This is a genomic window from Psychrobacter sp. CX21 (genome assembly GCF_057396255.1).
The window spans coordinates 14,585-30,602 of sequence record NZ_JBXYJG010000017.1 but is presented as its reverse complement, the minus strand read 5'-3'; the positions used below and the strand labels follow the sequence as shown (position 1 = coordinate 30,602).

The following is a 16,018-nucleotide window of genomic DNA, read 5'->3' as shown; positions in this document are numbered from 1 at the left end:
TCACTAATGATTTAGATAACCCATGCCGAAGTTTGCAAGCACCCACAGCCTAAATGATTATCCAAGATTACCGATTAGTCGCTATCGTGAATCACTTAACATAGCTCAAAACACACCCACAGCAATTACCCTTGAATATACCTATAGAGCCAAACAATACCTCTATGACTTATCAGTGACTACCACGCCCTGCAATTATGGTGGCGTCCGTTACTGGTGGAATTGTCCAAAGTGTGACAAGCGTGTCAGTGTTCTCTATTGTGCAGGTGCATACGTTTGTAGACACTGCATAGGTGCAAACTATCATAGTCAGATGATACAACCGCTAGACCGTCAATATAAGCGTATAGCGGTGATTAGACAGCGATTAGGGTGGCATGGTGGACTTGCGCATGGCAAAAGTGGCAGACCTCGTTATATGCACAAACAGACGTTTAACCGTTTGATGAATGACTACGACAAAGCCAGTGCATTTATCTGTGATGAGTCAATGAAACATATAGAAAAACAGTGGAGTAATTAATGCGACTACCAGACTTAAACGACCTCATACAAGATTTACAGTTAGCTAAAGAGATAGCCATTAAGAATGAAAATGTTAACGGTTTGGTTAATTCAGTTATGAGTCAAGCCAAATTGCTAGGACTTGCAAATCCTACCCCTATTAATCCACTTGATGACGGTGTGAAAACCATATCGGACTTGATGAATGAAATATCAGGCGAGGTGGAGAATGCTTGATTTAACGTTTAATGATTTAGTGGCAGAATTAGACGATGCCAGACAAATAGCTAAGGACGCATTCAAACCTAGTGCCATGATTAGCGCAACAATGAGTAAAGCCAAATTGCTAGGACTCGATACAGGCTTACAACATGATGATGAAGTGCAACCAGTTAAGGTAGTTATTCAAGTGGAAGATGCACGAATAAACCAAGATGTTAGAGCCTGTTAACTGCATAATGATTAACTCCTTTAGCGTTTAAAACGTCAATGTAATATCATATATATGTTAATGGTGATTAACTCCATACAGATACAAATTAATTTGCATTTTAATAGCGTTATATAAGCTCGAATGTTAAAAGACACTACAGCTCACTTGCCAACAACTAACCGATTTTGAACAAACAATACTGATGCAACATTATGGCGACATATAACCACACAATAGCTATTAAAACTTGTAAAAACTTCGATTATAGACACTATCCGAGGCTTATACAGTGTTGTAATGAAGTTATGAAAAATTACAATGTTATGAGTATTGATATATTAACTGGTAAAGACACGAAAGCGAATAGGTGGGTTAGCCGTTATGGTGGTGCGTCTGGAAGGAGAACTGAAGTAGCAGAAACCCCACAGCAACTCATTGATGATAGCGATTGTCTAATTCTGTTTGGTAGGGATGCTTTACTTGATAAGCTTGAAGCAATGGCAATAAGCCAAAATGTTAAAGTTTATAAATTTACTTTGTATTGATTGTTCTTAAAAAAAAGAGCTTAAATTATATTATTTACCATAGGTAGCTTTAAAAATGGCTACCAAAACGGCTACCAAACATTACTTATTAATTAAAATACCCTTTAAATACAAATACATATAAATAAAAAAACACGACAAGCAATGTCGTGTTAATTTTTAAATAGCTGGTATTTAAATCATGCCGCTGTCTATTAGCGCCAATATAATACCCAAGCATTATTAACCCCGGTGCGAGAATCAGCATTTATTTTATCTTTTAACGCCAGCGCCGCATCTTTACCTTTTTCAGGTCCTACTATTACCCTGACACCACGGCTGGTTTGGCTCGTACTGGCAGAGTATCCTGCTGATTTTAATTGCTCTACGATCTGATTAGCTTTTTCTTGGTTGTCAGCTAATGCCACTTGTACGCCAAACGTACCTTTGGCTTCGCCTCTAGCAGCTTCACGTCTTGCTTCAGCTAATCGGTTTTGAGCGTCTCGTTTTTGCGCGACATTATTTTTGCGTTGTTCTGCCTCACGCTGTAGCCTAGCCACTTGTTTACGAGAAGGGATTTTAATCTCTTGTCCAAGACGCAAGGTAGCGTTACTACTCATACCATTTGCTTCAGCTAGCGCCTCCACTGGCATATTGTATTGACGCGCTAACTTAATCAGTCCATCGCCGCGCTCGACTTTATAATTGAGCGTGCTGCTCGGCGCTCTATTAGAACTAGAAGCGCTACTCGTTTCGCTCTCATTAGACTGACGTGACTGCGCCGCTTGTTGTTGATTACGTGACGTACTATTTTGACTTTCGTTATATTCTCGAACCAATCTGTCTATCTGACCTTGCGACGGCACTTTTAAATTTTGACCTATGCGTAGTGTTGCATTGGTAGACATATTATTTGCTTGCGACAGCGCTTCCAATGGTACGTTATATTGACGTGATAGTTTTAATAAGCCATCACCACGCTTTACAGTATGGTTTTGAGGTGACCTAGGTGCTTGTTGACGCGTTTGATTTTCAAAGTTATTTTGCGTACGGGTTTCTTGCTCGGTGGTACTTCGCTGAGCATTTTGCGAAGCCTGAGTAGTTTGAGTAGCCGTCCTATTAGCTTGGTTCAATTCAACCGAGCGATTATTCTGAGTGGCTTGTGCACTGGTTGTTTCAGAAGTAGGTGTTTGTGCAGGTCTAGGCGTCACGACAGGACGAGCAATCGTAGTTCCAGATTGGGTCTGCTCAGGTTTTTCTTCGATGATGGGTTCAGCTGCGTTACTTCGGTAAAGCTGATTTTCATCACGTGCCTTTTGCATTGCAAGTTGTTCTGCTTTTTCTTGTTCAGACAAAAACTCGCGCGCTCTACGATCAAGCTCTGCTTCTTTTTGCTCACGCTCAATACGTTTTTGCTCAAGTATACGCTCTTCTGTATCCACATCAGCGGTTAACGGGGTCGCATCGTTATCGGCAGTACTGACCTGCTCTACTTTAGGGGTGTTACTATCTACATTTGATTGCGGGGTATCCATTTGCTTCACCATCGCAAATAATAAAATACCTCCGCCAAGAAATACGCCGGTACCCAACAATAATTGACGAGATGAATCCATATTTATACCTTTACTTTAATATTTTAAAACTGACCGATCTAGCTGTTTTTATAACTGTCTTATTAGCTATTTATTGGATAGCTATTTATATAGTCTACATTAATTTTTTACATCTACTTTATACTTCCAATAATATGGTAGATAATTCCATTTGGCGTGCCACACCATATTATAGAAGTAACGGTTGTAATCTGTGTTTATAATTATAAGGATTATAATAAATTATCAATCGATTACTACATATGTCTCGTTAATAGAACTAAGCTTCATCTGATACTTACTTATTATATAAAAGTTTCATTAAGATTTAATAAATAAAAAGTGAAGATTATTGCTCATAATTAGTCACTGATAAGGTTTAGACTATATATATTGCGATTTTCGACGCACAGCTCTAACCGTTTATAATTAATAGTAACTTTTCTTTTTAAAAATCGCTATATAAATCAAGTTATATATTATACATTAATATTCATAAGTACTAGCTTGTGGTCAACAACTTATATCGTTGATGAAAGCTCTAAGTATTTTGTGATGGTCACAAGCGTCGTAGCAATAGTGTATGCAACCGTTTACATTGATATTTTTTTTAAATTGACAATACTGCCATAGTATTCATTACTATTGAAGTATTCATTCTAGGATTTAAAGTACTAATTTAAACATATTAATGGTTACAACCGTGCTGGAATATACACCTATCAATACAGATTATTGTTGTGGGTATCGTTTTAAGGTATTGGATGACTTCTTGTCGTTTTTTCATTGTCTTCAAATTAAAATTTGGGCAGCTTGTTTCATTTAGCAAATACAAAGGATTGTTATGAGACTATTATCGTTAGTTGATTTAATTTTTTTATTGATTGAAAAAAGAAAACAGCCCATGCATGTAGGGGGTTTATTTTTATTTGAATTACCAGCGGATGCAGATGAAGATTTTGTATTAGAGATGGTACAACAAATGCAAAAGTCAGAGGTGTCACCAACCTTCCCTTTCAATCAAGTGCTATATAATTTAACACATTGGAAAGAAGACGAAGAATTTGAGGTGGATCACCATTTAAACCATATTTCTTTACCCAAACCCGCTCGCGTTCGTGAGTTATTAGCGTATATTTCTAAAGAACATGGGCGGCTTTTAGATAGAGCGCGTCCCTTATGGGAATGCCATATCATTGAGGGTATTGAACCTGAGTTTGAAGGCCGCCCAAAACGCTTCGCGCTATATTTCAAAATCCATCATTCCTTGGTGGATGGCATTGCTGCTATGCGCTTGGTACAAAAGTCGCTGTCCCACTCTTCTACCGAAACGGTGAGCTTACCACTTTGGGCCATGATGATGCGCCATCGTCATCAGATTGGAACCTTAAAAACAGAACAAAGTGGTTTAGCCAATATTATTAAAGAACAAATCAAAACAGTTAAACCCGTGTTTAGTGAGCTTATAAATGCGTTGTCATCTTCAAAAGAATCTGATCTGGTGCGCACAACACAAGCACCTGCATGTATATTGAATCAGCGTATTTCAAGCTCACGTCGTTTCATTGCACAATCTTACGACATAGAACGTTTTAAAAATGTCGCGGAATGCTTCGGGGTAAGTATTAATGATATCGTTTTGACCATATGCTCAGGCGCATTACGTGAATATTTGATTTCCCTAAACGCCTTACCAGAAGATCCGCTTATTGCTTGGATTCCTTTTTCGATGCGAAAAGACCAAACAGCTGATGGCAATCAGTTTGCGTTCATACTTTGTAATTTAGGTACTCACTTAGAAAAGCCTATGGAGCGATTGAGGTTAATTCATAGAAGTATGAATGATGGGAAGACGCGTTTTGGTCGTATGACCCAATCAGAGGTGATTAACTATAGCCTAGTATCGTATAGCTGGGAGTTTGTTAATATCATTACGAACGCCTACCCCAAAAAACAAGCGTTTAATTTAATTATCTCAAACGTACCTGGGTCTCAAAAAAAGCTGTATTGGCACGGTGCAGAGCTGCGTGCATTGTATCCCGCTTCAATAATATTTAACGGACAAGCAATGAATATAACTTTGGCCAGTTATTTAGATCGTATTGAATTTGGTATTGTTGCTTGTAGCAAGACACTACCCAGTATTCAAAACTTGTTAAAACTTTTTGAATCTGAGCTATCTAATCTTGAAGCCATTTGTAAAGAGCGTAAGTTAGGCGTACGTCAATAGCTCTAGTCATGATATTATTGCGCGTTTAAATTTTAGTAATTAGCGGCTACCTTTGCTGATGCACTATAGTGAGAAAGTTTATGCGTGTCATGTCATTAGTTGAGCAACTTTTCTTCTTACTTGAGAAACAAAAGCAGCCCATGCATGTGGGTGGACTTTTTTTGTTTGAGTTACCTAGTAATGCGGGATCTGATTTTGTAACGACATTGGTTGAGCAAATGCTCGATAATAAATCAGTAATTGCATATCCTTTCGATCAGGTCGTGCACAATCTGACGTTTTGGAAATTAGAAGACAATATTGATGTAAACGCTCATATTAGACATATCAGCCATATCAATTTTGACACGATTCAACCTGATGCAGCTACTGATAATATAGTGAACTCAGACCCTATCAGCGATGCTGATTTGCTAGATTACGTCTCTAACATTCATGCCAAGCCCCTTGATAAAACTCGTCCTTTATGGGAGTGTTATATCATTGAGGGCATCGCTCCTGAATCAGCCGACATGCCTGAGCGATTTGGGCTTTATTTCAAAATACATCACTCCGTGGTAGATGGTGTCGCCGCAATCCGATTGGTACAACACGCTCTATCCACCTCACCGACTGAGATCATGACTCAACCGCCTTGGACATTTTTATAAAGCCAACACCACAAAGGTTATACCATCGAGCCACCCGATCGCTCGCCCGCCAAAATTATCAAAGAACAATTAGGTACTATTAAACCAGTATTTAGTGAACTCAAAAAAAGTATTGCCAATCGCAAACAGCCCGATCACGTCACCGTTACTCAAGCACCAGGATCAATTTTAAATCAGCCAATTTCTCAATATCGTAGACTCTCTATTGGTTCCACGTCCTTTAAACGTTTTGAACAAGTAGCGCAAAAGCTGAATGTCAGCATAAATAACGTAGCGCTGACGGTATGTTCAGCTGCACTACGTCGATATCTGCTTGAATTAGATAAATTACCCAGCGAGCCATTGATTGCTGCTGTTCCAATGTCTCTACGTAAGGATGACAGCGCTACGGGGAATCAAGTCTCGCTGGTACTATGTAACCTAGGTACGCATTTAGCTGATTCATTAGACAGACTTTCAATTATTAAAGACAGTATGGAAGTGGGTAAAAATAGATTTGATCGCATGACTCAGGCCCAAGTCATAAACTATAGTGGCATCGCCTATGCGTGGGAAGGCGTTAATCTTATTACAGGTGCCTTTCCTAAAAAACAAGCCTTTAATCTTCTAATCTCTAATGTAGATGGACCAGATCAAACCCTATATTGGAATGGTGCTAAGCTAAAATCATTATACCCTGCGTCTGTATTATTACATGGACAAGCACTTAATATCACATTAATAAGTTATTTAGACCGTATGGATTTTGGTATTGTGGCCTGCCCAAAAGTACTGCCCGACACACACAAACTCATTACTTACATTAAACATGAATTAAGCGTATTTGAGAGGCTTAACGCTAGCCCAAACGATAAAGTAATGAATGATACTTGATAGAAAAAAGTGAAGAGCGCCCTAATGTTACTATTATCAAACCGGCCTACTTAATTACTTATATACAAACCCTGAGAGCAAAAACTATAGTCGGCGAACTTATAAAGAGTCACGGTGTTAACCTCGTTAAGCCTACCCTAGTAGTACTTGCACTCGGTTGCCTTGTGACTACTTTAAAGTTCTTTGACTATATTAATGTTAGTAATAAACTGCGTCATAGATAAACTGCATCATAAATAAGCAGCGCCATAAATAGAAAGGGACAAGTCGTTAAACTCGTCCCTTATATAAAGCTAAAAAATACCAAAAGTTGAAACCTAGCTAGCTAGCTAGCTATCTATTTAAATAAACCAAATCGAAACATAAACTCATATACAGATCAGAATAACTCTATAAAGATTTTAAAACGATTCTTTTAGGGTTTAAATAAATGACCTAACTCGATATTTTATTTATGTTGAATCCTAATGCCTTAACGGTGTCTTCTTTATCAAATGGAGCAAGTACGGCTTTAGTACACACTTGGTTTTTTAGATAGGTACTTGCCACCCGTTTTAGATCCTCTAAAGTCACCGCCAAAATATTTGCACGCATTTTTTGCTGCCATGCTTCACCGCGCTCGTGTAACTCAGCAAAGCAAGATTTAACCGCTTCACCAGCTGGCGAGCCTGGTTTATCTAATGCAGACACAATGCCCAAAATAGCTTCTTCAAGTTGCTCTGGCTGTTGCGGCTCATTAAGCAGCCATTCAATACTGTTTTCAAAGTGTTCAAACGTTTCTATACAATGTGGGTCTCGATAGCTAAAGAACTTAAATGCACAGGCATTGGCATCATATCCCGCACCGCCACCATAAGCACCGCCGCGCTCTCTAATTGCACTGTGTAGATACCCATTACGTAGGTATGGCGCCAGCACCATCAAAGGCGCGCAGTCAGCATGATCTGCAGTGACAGCGGGATAAGCGGCTGCGTTATGATACACATTGGTTGCAACCAACCACGCTAAATCCTCTGATTGTCTATGATTCTGAACGCTGCTAGACTGCTCATCTTTTGTCTGTTCACCTGTTAAAAGATCACCAGTTGTCTGTTTACCTGCTAACTGGCCTTCAGTTGATGGCTCATCTACTATCTGCGCTTTAGAATTTGAAGGTGCCAGAGTTAATGATAATTGGGTATACTCTTCTGGTATATTATTAAATGAAGACAGCTCGCTATGCGCATGGTTATCATCCTGCGTGGCCGAATGCTTAGCATTTGAATAAATTGAGGTTACCCAATTTTGTTCAATAAGCGATTTTAGACGGTCTTTTTGCTCAGGCTCGCACACTAACAATACCTGTTTTGGTAGGCTTGCTAATCGTTTATGCAGCGCCATCAAAGCATTAGCAAGCTCATCCCACTTGTTCTTATTGTCGGCAGCATTGTCCAAAAACAATTTAAGCGCGTTTAAAGCAGGCAAACCACTGCGTACATATTCGAGCTCAGCTTGACGACTCATACTACGGCTAGCCGTTTGCATCGCATAGGCATGACCTGCACTTGCTAACCTCGATTGCCATCCTGATTGTTTTTGTTGTAAAAGCTCTTTAATACGATCATGCTCTGTAAACACACTATGTTCTAATACTTGTTTTACAAGATCTATCGCTTCAGGTTTACGATTTAGCGCTCGTGTTGCCACAACAAAATAACTCGTTAAGCTATCTGCATCATGTATGGAAGTACGCTGGCTCACTCTGGCGGTTACCCCCGACGAATGCGCCGCCTGAACTGCTTGAAACTCGCGAGCCGTTAAATCTTCGGTTCCTAGATCAGATAATAACCCTAAATATATGGGCAATAATGGGTGGTTAATGAGATCATCTTCACCTGCCAGTGGCATTATGAGCTGATAATAATACAACCCATTGGTACCTGCTTCATATTGGTAAAGCGATGAGGTCTGACCTGCAATCTTTATATCACGCTGCTTACCATAGATAAAACTAACCGATTCTGGTACATCTTCTAAGCCAACTTTAGGCAAGACACTTAAATCATCCGGCATGGATTGACGCGCTTCTAAATCCAGTGCTTGTTTTTTGAGGACTGCTTTGTCATCTTTAGTAAGTCCTGCCTCAATTTTGTCCAATCGCACCTGTTCATCCGCAGCTAATTTAGCCGCCTTCGTGGCATCAGGAACAAGTGTCACGCGAACGCGGTGCATATTATTTAGCAAATGCTGTTTTAATAATCCTGGCAACCATGTGGGGTCTTTAACCTGTTCGCGAAGCCACGCGAGGTGATCATCTACTTGCCACACATCTATAGGATTACCATCATGAATAGCCGTACTAAAGCCCTCAAGCATTAGGTTAAGCCCATAAGGAATACTATCGCCACCAATATGCCGTTGGTCGATTTCAATTTGATGTAAGATGGTTTCAATTGCTTCAGGATCGATTTCTCGACTGGCCACCTCTTTAAGTAAGCTTAAAATACCTTGCTCAATATCATCTGCATGTTCTTGTTCAGAACCCCGAACCCCGGTATAAAACACCATTTCGTAATGACTGTCGTCTAATCCTAATAATGGGCTTGGGCCTGTCGCTAAGGGATGACTGTCAAGATATGCACGTAAAGGTGAGCCTGCATGTTCGACAAGCACGCCTTCTAAAAGGCGTAGCGCCAAACGCTGCTTTGGATCAGTAATAGGGGGTAACAACCACGCTATCACATGATGTGTTTGCGCCTTATCAATTGTATCTACCGTATAAGTTTCAACCGCTTGAATGGGCGTGTTATATCGCTTCTCGGCACGAGATTCATGCTTTTTACCCTTTTCAAACTCAGCTAATGCATCTTCATGAATTTTGCTTTGGGTCTCTCTCATTGGAATGTTACCAAAGCTCATGATGACACTGTTTGAGGGATGGTAGTGGCTTTTATGAAACTCAACCAACTCTGTATGCGTTAAATCGGGTATGTCTGCTGGATCACCACCAGAATTATAATGATAAGTGGTGGTCGGGAATAAATGATGCGCCACACTATGATAAAGCTGATCAATCTCACCGCTCATCGCGCCTTTCATCTCGTTAAACACAATACCTTTAAATTGCGGCTTGTCATTTTCATCAAGCTCAACCCGAATGCCTTCTTGAGCAAAATCAAGCGGATGCAGAGTTGGGAAGAATGAGGCGTCAAGATACACTGACAACAAATTAAAATAGTCGTTTTTATTCTGAGTTGCAAACGGATAAGCAGTCCAATCTGCAGCTGTCATTGCGTTCATAAACGTATTTAAAGAACGTTTAATCATCGAAAAGAAAGGATCGCGCACAGGATACTTTTCTGAACCACACAAGGCGGTATGTTCTAATATATGTGCTTCGCCTTTAGAGTCCATTGGCTGCGTTCTAAACCCCACCAAAAAGGCATTTTCATCACTCGGATGTGCTAAATGATAATGCATCGCTCCGGTTCGTTTATGCCTTGAGATAAGTACGTCAAGCGATAGAGCTTCTATTTTACGATGTTCTATCAGCTCAAAGCTTGAGTGTAAGGATAAATCTGGATTGTATTTAAATTCACTTTCTTTATACATAAATAGACTCTTTTAATAATATTATGCCGTTTGTTTTAATTTTATTGGAATGTAGATTAGCATAGGCTTGAATAGGCTAATGGGATATAGTCGAACCCCTCTTAAAGTGTTACAGCGTTAAGCCCGCTTAGCCTAGCTAGTCGTACTTGAAATCACTTATCTTGTACCACTTTTAAGATTAATTGACTATAGATTGGGCTGCGTTACAGTCAATTTATTAAACCGTTTTAACATATCAAAAAATAAACTGGATTAGTAAATTAATTAATAGATCCTCTTAATAAAAAAATACGTCGTTATAGCAGCTTTAAATATCGGTCTAACCACTATACGCACCTCTACCTTTGATGGTGTCGATATCTTTTATTTAAAGGTGTATCTTAGGTGTCGTTGATATTTGTAGTTGAACACGATAAAACTGTAATCTATTAGTCCATGCAATCTCTTTTTCCATGTAGTCTCTTTGTCTAAAGCGGCTAAAGAAATTTAAGATTACTTAAACTATGGTTAAATGAAAATAAGCTGAAATCAGGCTGAAAAATCAGAATTTTGCTGCGGGCAGCTTCTAACTTTGACAATTGACGGCAGATAATCCGTAGCTACCTGTGCCGTAATCGTCTCACTTTGTGTTAATAGAGTACCTCTATCATCTTTTATTGACGCGGGTGACTTTACCAAACGTAAACAAAACACCTCACAATTTTGTGCGCGTATAGACTGCTCAAATTGGCGAAACTTACGCATGGCTTCTTCACCTTTGGAGGGCTGACCTAAGATTTGCCATATCAACATACTGATCAAAAACCCATGCGTATAAACCACATGATTGCCATCGGTAAAGGTTTCAAAATGCTTTAGAACACCGCTGACACGGTGATAAAAATTATCGAAAGTTTCGGCATCCTCGCCATGCGCTATGCTCGGATGCTGAGTGTCCCAATAGTGATTGGCCATTTTAAGTCGTTCATCAAAAGACAATAACCCTGCTTTTGCAACACTCATATAATTGAACTCTTGTAGCCCCTCGATTACTTGAGGTTCGACTTGCAGCTTAACTAATAAAGGCTGTGCCGTTTGCTGCGTACGCAGATAACTCGATACATTTACAGACTGGATATTATTACCTGAAGTATCAATACCTAATGTATCGATGATCCAATTAGCAACCTCGTAAGCCTGTTCATGCCCCAGTGTTGTCAACTCGATGTCTTTATTTGGTTGAAGCTGACCGCCTGCATTGCTGGTGCTTTGACCATGCCTAACCAGATATATAGATTTCATATAGTACGCTCAATTTTATATTTAACGATTATGTTTTAAGAGTGACTTTTTAAAAGTGTCTTTTTAAACTTAACTTGTTAAAGGTAGTTTATTAAAAGTGACTTTTTAAATTTAACTTGTTAAAAGTAGTTTATTAAAAGTTACTTTTTAAATTTAACTTGTTAAAAGTAGTTTATTAAAAGTGACTTATTAAAAGTGATTAGGGTGTGCTAGATTCAGTCAAAAATGATTTTATTATTTTAGAGGTTTCGTTAAATTTGTTATATCTCTCTGTGAAACAATGGCGCCTAATCATAGTAATTCTTCAATGAATGGTTTTATGATTAGATATAGTATTTATAAAGCAGAACAATATAGGATAAAATCAACCCCCTGCCAACCCTTATTATAATAAGCAATTCAGGAGTTACCCCCAACCACTGTGGATAAGTTTGTGGATAAGTGAGCACTTGACATAAATAATCATATAGCAGATAAGGATTATCAAAGATTGTTCATTTTTTATACAATTTATTTATCTAATAAAATCAAACACTTATTATTACTAGATTGATAACTTTATATATTTTATGAATTTTATGTTCATTCAAAGTTACTCGAATGTTTCACGATAGATTTTAAAACTGTACTCAAATGCCCTGCTCTAGACCAACTTGTTATATCGGTATCGAATAAATTTTAGTACGAACGCTATTGCAGTAAACTTTGCAATTAATGGTGCGTCATACAGCTGCGCATATAAGAATTGCTGTTTTGTTGGTTCAAAACAATTGTCGCCTTACCTTCATTATTAGATAGTTATAAAGTATGATACTCAATTCTATATCTCTCTATTTCTTAAATACTTTTGAGACCTATTTCTCATTTTAATCCTTATTCTTTAACCCTAACTTAAACTGGACATACTATGTACGACGTAATGGCACTTGGTAACGCTTTGGTAGATCATGAATACCTATTAGACGATCAACAGCTTGATAATACTAGCCTTTCTAAAGGCAGTATGACGTTGGCCAGTCTGGAGGAACAAACCCATTTATTGGATCAATTTAAAGCGCTAAGTCTCACCCCTTCTAAACAAACAGGAGGCGGATCGGCCGCAAATAGTATGTTCGCTTTTTCATCACTTGGTGGTCAGTCATTTTATGCATGCCGCGTAGGCGACGATAAAGAAGGACATTTTTATCTGCAAGATCTAAATGATGCCGGTGTTGCCACCTCTCCTAAATCAATATCAGATCAAGGCATCACAGGGTCATGTGTCGTGGCTATTACGCCGGATGGAGAGCGTACTATGCAGACTCATTTGGGTACTTCTAGCGATATAAATGATGAAAACATTGAATTTGAAGCGCTCAATAGCAGTGATTGGTTATATATTGAAGGTTATTTAGCAATGTCTGATAGCCTTCGTCCTGCTATTAAACAGTTGCGTCAGCAAGCAATAGACAATCAAACCAAAATTGTAGTTAGCTTCGCTGATCCAGCAGTAGTTAACTTTGCAAAACAGGGCTTGCTCGATATTTTAAGTGGCGGAGTTTCTACCATATTTTGTAACTTTGAAGAAGCACGAATCTTTACTGAGACAGAAAGTATTGAAGAGGCTGCCAAGGCACTTACCAAGTTTTGTGAATTAGCAGTCGTTACCAACAGTGCAGATGATACAGTTATGTGTCAAAAAGCAAACGATGGCTCATTGAGTCTAATACAAGTATCTACGCCCCATGTGGAAAAGGTTATAGACACTAATGGCGCTGGTGATAATTATTCGGGTTCATTCTTATATGGCTTATCAAAAGGGTATTCTCTATCACGCTGTGGTGAGCTTGCAAGTAAGGTGTCTAGTCGCATCGTTCAACAATTTGGACCACGCTTAAGTGCCGAAGAATATTGCGCTATTGCTAAAGAAGTCTAAATATAGGTAGCCACCTACTATCAGCGAACACCTAAATAGTGTTAGTCGTCTTAATTAGAAAGCCCATACACACTGTGTATGGGCTTTCATTGTATAAACTAATCAGTAGTTTTATCTAAAGCGTGTCCTAGTTAAAGGATAAACCTTCTTATACCTTTGATAATGCCTGTTCCAAGTCAGCTTTAATATCTTCAATGTGCTCAATACCGATTGATAGTCGCACCATATCTTCGCTAACACCAGCTTGCTCAAGCTCTTGACCATTTAACTGGCGGTGCGTGGTAGACGCAGGATGACATGCTAGTGATTTAGCATCTCCAATATTAACCAGTCTAACCACAAGGTTTAGAGCATCGATAAATCGTGCGCCTGCTTCACGCCCGCCTTTAACCCCAAACGTTAATATGGCTGAGGGCGAACCCTTCATGTATTTTTGCGCAAGATCATGTTCTGGATGATCGCTCAATCCTGCATATTTAACCCAGGCTACGTTGTCATGCGCCTTTAAGTATTCTGCAACCGCTAAAGCGTTTTCAACATGTCGCTCCATACGTAACCCAAGCGTTTGAATCCCCTGCAAGATACTAAATGCGTTTAGGGGACTAAGTGCTGCACCCGTATTACGCAGTGGCGCAACCCTAGCGCGAGCAATATAAGCAGCTTCTCCAACATCTTTGACAAAGTTGACTCCATGATAGCTGACGTCAGGCTGGTTCAATAATGGAAAGCGCTCAGGATGATCCCCCCATTTAAACTTACCACTGTCTACAATAGCGCCGCCTATGGAGGTACCAGTACCACTCATATACTTAGTTAAGGAATGTACGATAATATCTGCGCCATGTTCAAAAGGTCGACACAAGGCAGGTGTGGCGACGGTGTTATCAATGACCACAGGTACCCCATATTGATGAGCAATGTCTGATACTGCTTGTATGTCTATTATATTACCGAGTGGATTACCAATACTTTCGGCAAATACCATTTTGGTTTTATCATCTATCAAATCATGAATTGCTTCTGGATTTTGATAATCAAAGAAACGGACTTCAATGCCTTGACGCGGTAAGGTATGAGCAAAGAAATTATAAGTTCCGCCATATAAAGTCGATACCGCAACTATATTATCGCCAGCCTCACAAATGGTTTGTACGGCATAGGTGATCGCAGCCATACCAGATGCTACCGCTAAGGCGCCTAATCCACCTTCAAGTGCAGCGACACGCTCTTCAAGCACGGCATTTGTCGGGTTCATAATACGGGTATAAATATTACCTTGGACTTTAAGATCGAATAGATCTGCACCATGTTGGGTATCGTCAAAAGCGTAAGAGCTGGTGTGGTAAATGGGCACCGCTACCGCTTTGGTGGTGGGCTCAACGCTGTAGCCTGCATGAATAGATAGGGTTTCAAGTCGCTGGTTTTGAATTTGGTTACTCATTTTTTCCTCAATTGTCCTTAACTAGGAACATTAGTTGATATCTGTATACTTAAACGTAGACGCCATAAAGCGCATCCAAACGCAATAAAACGTCGTCACCGTTAAGCTATGGCAATTTGTTGGTTTTTAATTACATAAAATTAGGGATTTATTCTAAACCAAAAAAACTGGATTATCACATGATAACCCAGCTGGTTTATAAATATAATGACTAATTTTTACTATGCTCATGATAGATTAAAACAAGTCTTGATTATTTATAGTATGCATTTTCCGTACGGGTATGGTCCGTTTCATCAACGACTTGGGTCAGCTCAGGAATTTGCTGTTTTAACTGAACCTCCACGCCTTGACGCAAAGTCATATCAACTGCCGCACACCCTTGGCAGCCACCACCGAATTTAAGTACGGCAGTAAGACCTACACCGTCCTCTTCGATGAGCTCAAGCAATTGAACATCACCACCGTGTGCAGCAAGGCCAGGATTAATTTCGGATTGTAATACGTAATTAATGCGCTCTTCTACACTGGCGTCAGCACCAACTTTAGGGACTTTAGAATTTGGCGCACGGAAAGTGAGCTGACCTCCAAATCTATCTTTATTATAATCAATAACCGCATCTTCTAAATAAGACACCGAAGAGGCTTCAATAAAAGCGGTGAACGCATCAAAAGGCATTTGCAAATCTGCTTCATCTTCTTCACCTGGCTGATTATACGCCATGCAGCATTCAGCGCGCGGCGTACCTGGATGCTCAACAAATATACGCACACCAATACCCGGCGTATCTTGTTTGGATAAGAGCTCAGCTAGGTAGCCTTGCGCTGATTCAGTGATGGTAATGTTACTTTTAATATCAGTCTGTTCAACGTCTAAAGCTGAAACTTGTGCATTATCAGTCATATGATGACCTCTTATTTGTGGGAATATAATCAATTAAAGTAGAAGCTAATTAGTATATAAATAAAGCGATATCTAAA

Annotated in this window: 12 protein-coding genes and 1 pseudogene; 8 read left to right on the top strand and 5 right to left on the bottom strand. The window is 39.4% G+C overall.

Annotated elements, in window-relative coordinates; all coding sequences use genetic code 11:
• The first annotated feature begins 22 nt into the window (after positions 1-22).
• The 4 genes from AC2SLP_RS09920 to AC2SLP_RS09905 all read left to right on the top strand — a co-directional run bounded on the left by AC2SLP_RS09920 (position 23) and on the right by AC2SLP_RS09905 (position 1,482).
• Positions 23-523, top strand: a complete 501-nt coding sequence (locus tag AC2SLP_RS09920) for a hypothetical protein (protein WP_486536514.1) — start codon at positions 23-25, stop codon at positions 521-523.
• The gene (locus AC2SLP_RS09915) at positions 523-741 is read left to right on the top strand and encodes a hypothetical protein (RefSeq protein ID WP_486536513.1); all 219 of its coding nucleotides are present in this window, start codon (positions 523-525) and stop codon (positions 739-741) included. The genes AC2SLP_RS09920 and AC2SLP_RS09915 overlap by 1 nt, the downstream gene beginning before the upstream one ends.
• Positions 734-955 carry a hypothetical protein gene (locus AC2SLP_RS09910; protein WP_486536512.1) on the top strand — a complete coding sequence of 74 codons (222 nt, stop codon included), beginning with the start codon at positions 734-736 and terminating at the stop codon, positions 953-955. Before AC2SLP_RS09915 ends, AC2SLP_RS09910 begins: the two co-directional genes overlap by 8 nt.
• A 287-nt stretch (positions 956-1,242) precedes the next feature.
• Positions 1,243-1,482 (top strand): hypothetical protein, encoded by a 240-nt coding sequence (locus AC2SLP_RS09905; RefSeq protein ID WP_486536511.1) that lies wholly within the window; start codon positions 1,243-1,245, stop codon positions 1,480-1,482.
• Positions 1,483-1,676: 194 nt separating this feature from the next.
• On the opposite strand, the gene AC2SLP_RS09900 is transcribed toward AC2SLP_RS09905, so the two are convergent.
• Entirely contained in the window at positions 1,677-3,077 is a 1,401-nt protein-coding gene (locus tag AC2SLP_RS09900; RefSeq protein WP_486536510.1) for a LysM peptidoglycan-binding domain-containing protein, read from the bottom strand.
• 823 nt (positions 3,078-3,900) lie between these two features.
• Here AC2SLP_RS09900 and AC2SLP_RS09895 point away from each other — a divergent pair.
• The 3 genes and pseudogenes from AC2SLP_RS09895 to AC2SLP_RS09885 all read left to right on the top strand — a co-directional run bounded on the left by AC2SLP_RS09895 (position 3,901) and on the right by AC2SLP_RS09885 (position 6,809).
• A complete protein-coding gene (locus AC2SLP_RS09895; RefSeq protein ID WP_486536509.1) occupies positions 3,901-5,286 on the top strand; it encodes a WS/DGAT/MGAT family O-acyltransferase in 1,386 nt (461 codons plus the stop codon).
• A gap of 80 nt (positions 5,287-5,366) precedes the next feature.
• Positions 5,367-6,197: pseudogene (locus AC2SLP_RS09890) on the top strand (wax ester/triacylglycerol synthase domain-containing protein); the annotation flags it as partial.
• A gap of 99 nt (positions 6,198-6,296) precedes the next feature.
• The gene (locus tag AC2SLP_RS09885; RefSeq protein WP_486536536.1) at positions 6,297-6,809 is read left to right on the top strand and encodes a WS/DGAT domain-containing protein; all 513 of its coding nucleotides are present in this window, start codon (positions 6,297-6,299) and stop codon (positions 6,807-6,809) included.
• Between the two features lie 435 nt (positions 6,810-7,244).
• On the opposite strand, the gene AC2SLP_RS09880 is transcribed toward AC2SLP_RS09885, so the two are convergent.
• Both AC2SLP_RS09880 and AC2SLP_RS09875 read right to left on the bottom strand, forming a co-directional pair.
• Positions 7,245-10,400 (bottom strand): insulinase family protein, encoded by a 3,156-nt coding sequence (locus AC2SLP_RS09880; RefSeq protein ID WP_486536508.1) that lies wholly within the window; start codon positions 10,398-10,400, stop codon positions 7,245-7,247.
• Between the two features lie 528 nt (positions 10,401-10,928).
• Positions 10,929-11,681, bottom strand: a complete 753-nt coding sequence (locus tag AC2SLP_RS09875; RefSeq protein WP_486536507.1) for a histidine phosphatase family protein — start codon at positions 11,679-11,681, stop codon at positions 10,929-10,931.
• A 907-nt stretch (positions 11,682-12,588) separates the two neighbouring features.
• Between AC2SLP_RS09875 and AC2SLP_RS09870 the strand changes: the two genes are divergently transcribed.
• On the top strand, positions 12,589-13,596 hold the full coding sequence (locus tag AC2SLP_RS09870; protein WP_486536506.1) for an adenosine kinase: 1,008 nt from the start codon (positions 12,589-12,591) through the stop codon (positions 13,594-13,596).
• 148 nt (positions 13,597-13,744) lie between these two features.
• Here the strand turns inward: AC2SLP_RS09870 and AC2SLP_RS09865 are convergent, their stop codons facing one another.
• A complete protein-coding gene (locus tag AC2SLP_RS09865) occupies positions 13,745-15,037 on the bottom strand; it encodes an O-acetylhomoserine aminocarboxypropyltransferase/cysteine synthase family protein (protein WP_486536505.1) in 1,293 nt (430 codons plus the stop codon).
• A 253-nt stretch (positions 15,038-15,290) separates the two neighbouring features.
• Complete coding sequence (nfuA, locus tag AC2SLP_RS09860) at positions 15,291-15,941, bottom strand: Fe-S biogenesis protein NfuA (RefSeq protein WP_486536504.1); 651 nt, start codon at positions 15,939-15,941, stop codon at positions 15,291-15,293.
• Between the last annotated feature and the right edge of the window lie 77 nt (positions 15,942-16,018).

Bases quoted from the DNA above. Each gene is read 5' to 3' on its own strand.
- AC2SLP_RS09900 (WP_486536510.1), bottom strand. From the start codon at position 3,077: ATGGATTCATCTCGTCAATTATTGTTGGGTACCGGCGTATTTCTTGGC.
- AC2SLP_RS09870 (WP_486536506.1), top strand. From the start codon at position 12,589: ATGTACGACGTAATGGCACTTGGTAACGCTTTGGTAGATCATGAATAC.
- AC2SLP_RS09885 (WP_486536536.1), top strand. From the start codon at position 6,297: ATGTCTCTACGTAAGGATGACAGCGCTACGGGGAATCAAGTCTCGCTG.
- AC2SLP_RS09920 (WP_486536514.1), top strand. From the start codon at position 23: ATGCCGAAGTTTGCAAGCACCCACAGCCTAAATGATTATCCAAGATTA.
- AC2SLP_RS09905 (WP_486536511.1), top strand. From the start codon at position 1,243: ATGAAAAATTACAATGTTATGAGTATTGATATATTAACTGGTAAAGAC.
- AC2SLP_RS09880 (WP_486536508.1), bottom strand. From the start codon at position 10,400: ATGTATAAAGAAAGTGAATTTAAATACAATCCAGATTTATCCTTACAC.
- AC2SLP_RS09895 (WP_486536509.1), top strand. From the start codon at position 3,901: ATGAGACTATTATCGTTAGTTGATTTAATTTTTTTATTGATTGAAAAA.
- AC2SLP_RS09910 (WP_486536512.1), top strand. From the start codon at position 734: ATGCTTGATTTAACGTTTAATGATTTAGTGGCAGAATTAGACGATGCC.
- AC2SLP_RS09865 (WP_486536505.1), bottom strand. From the start codon at position 15,037: ATGAGTAACCAAATTCAAAACCAGCGACTTGAAACCCTATCTATTCAT.
- nfuA (WP_486536504.1), bottom strand. From the start codon at position 15,941: ATGACTGATAATGCACAAGTTTCAGCTTTAGACGTTGAACAGACTGAT.
- AC2SLP_RS09875 (WP_486536507.1), bottom strand. From the start codon at position 11,681: ATGAAATCTATATATCTGGTTAGGCATGGTCAAAGCACCAGCAATGCA.
- AC2SLP_RS09915 (WP_486536513.1), top strand. From the start codon at position 523: ATGCGACTACCAGACTTAAACGACCTCATACAAGATTTACAGTTAGCT.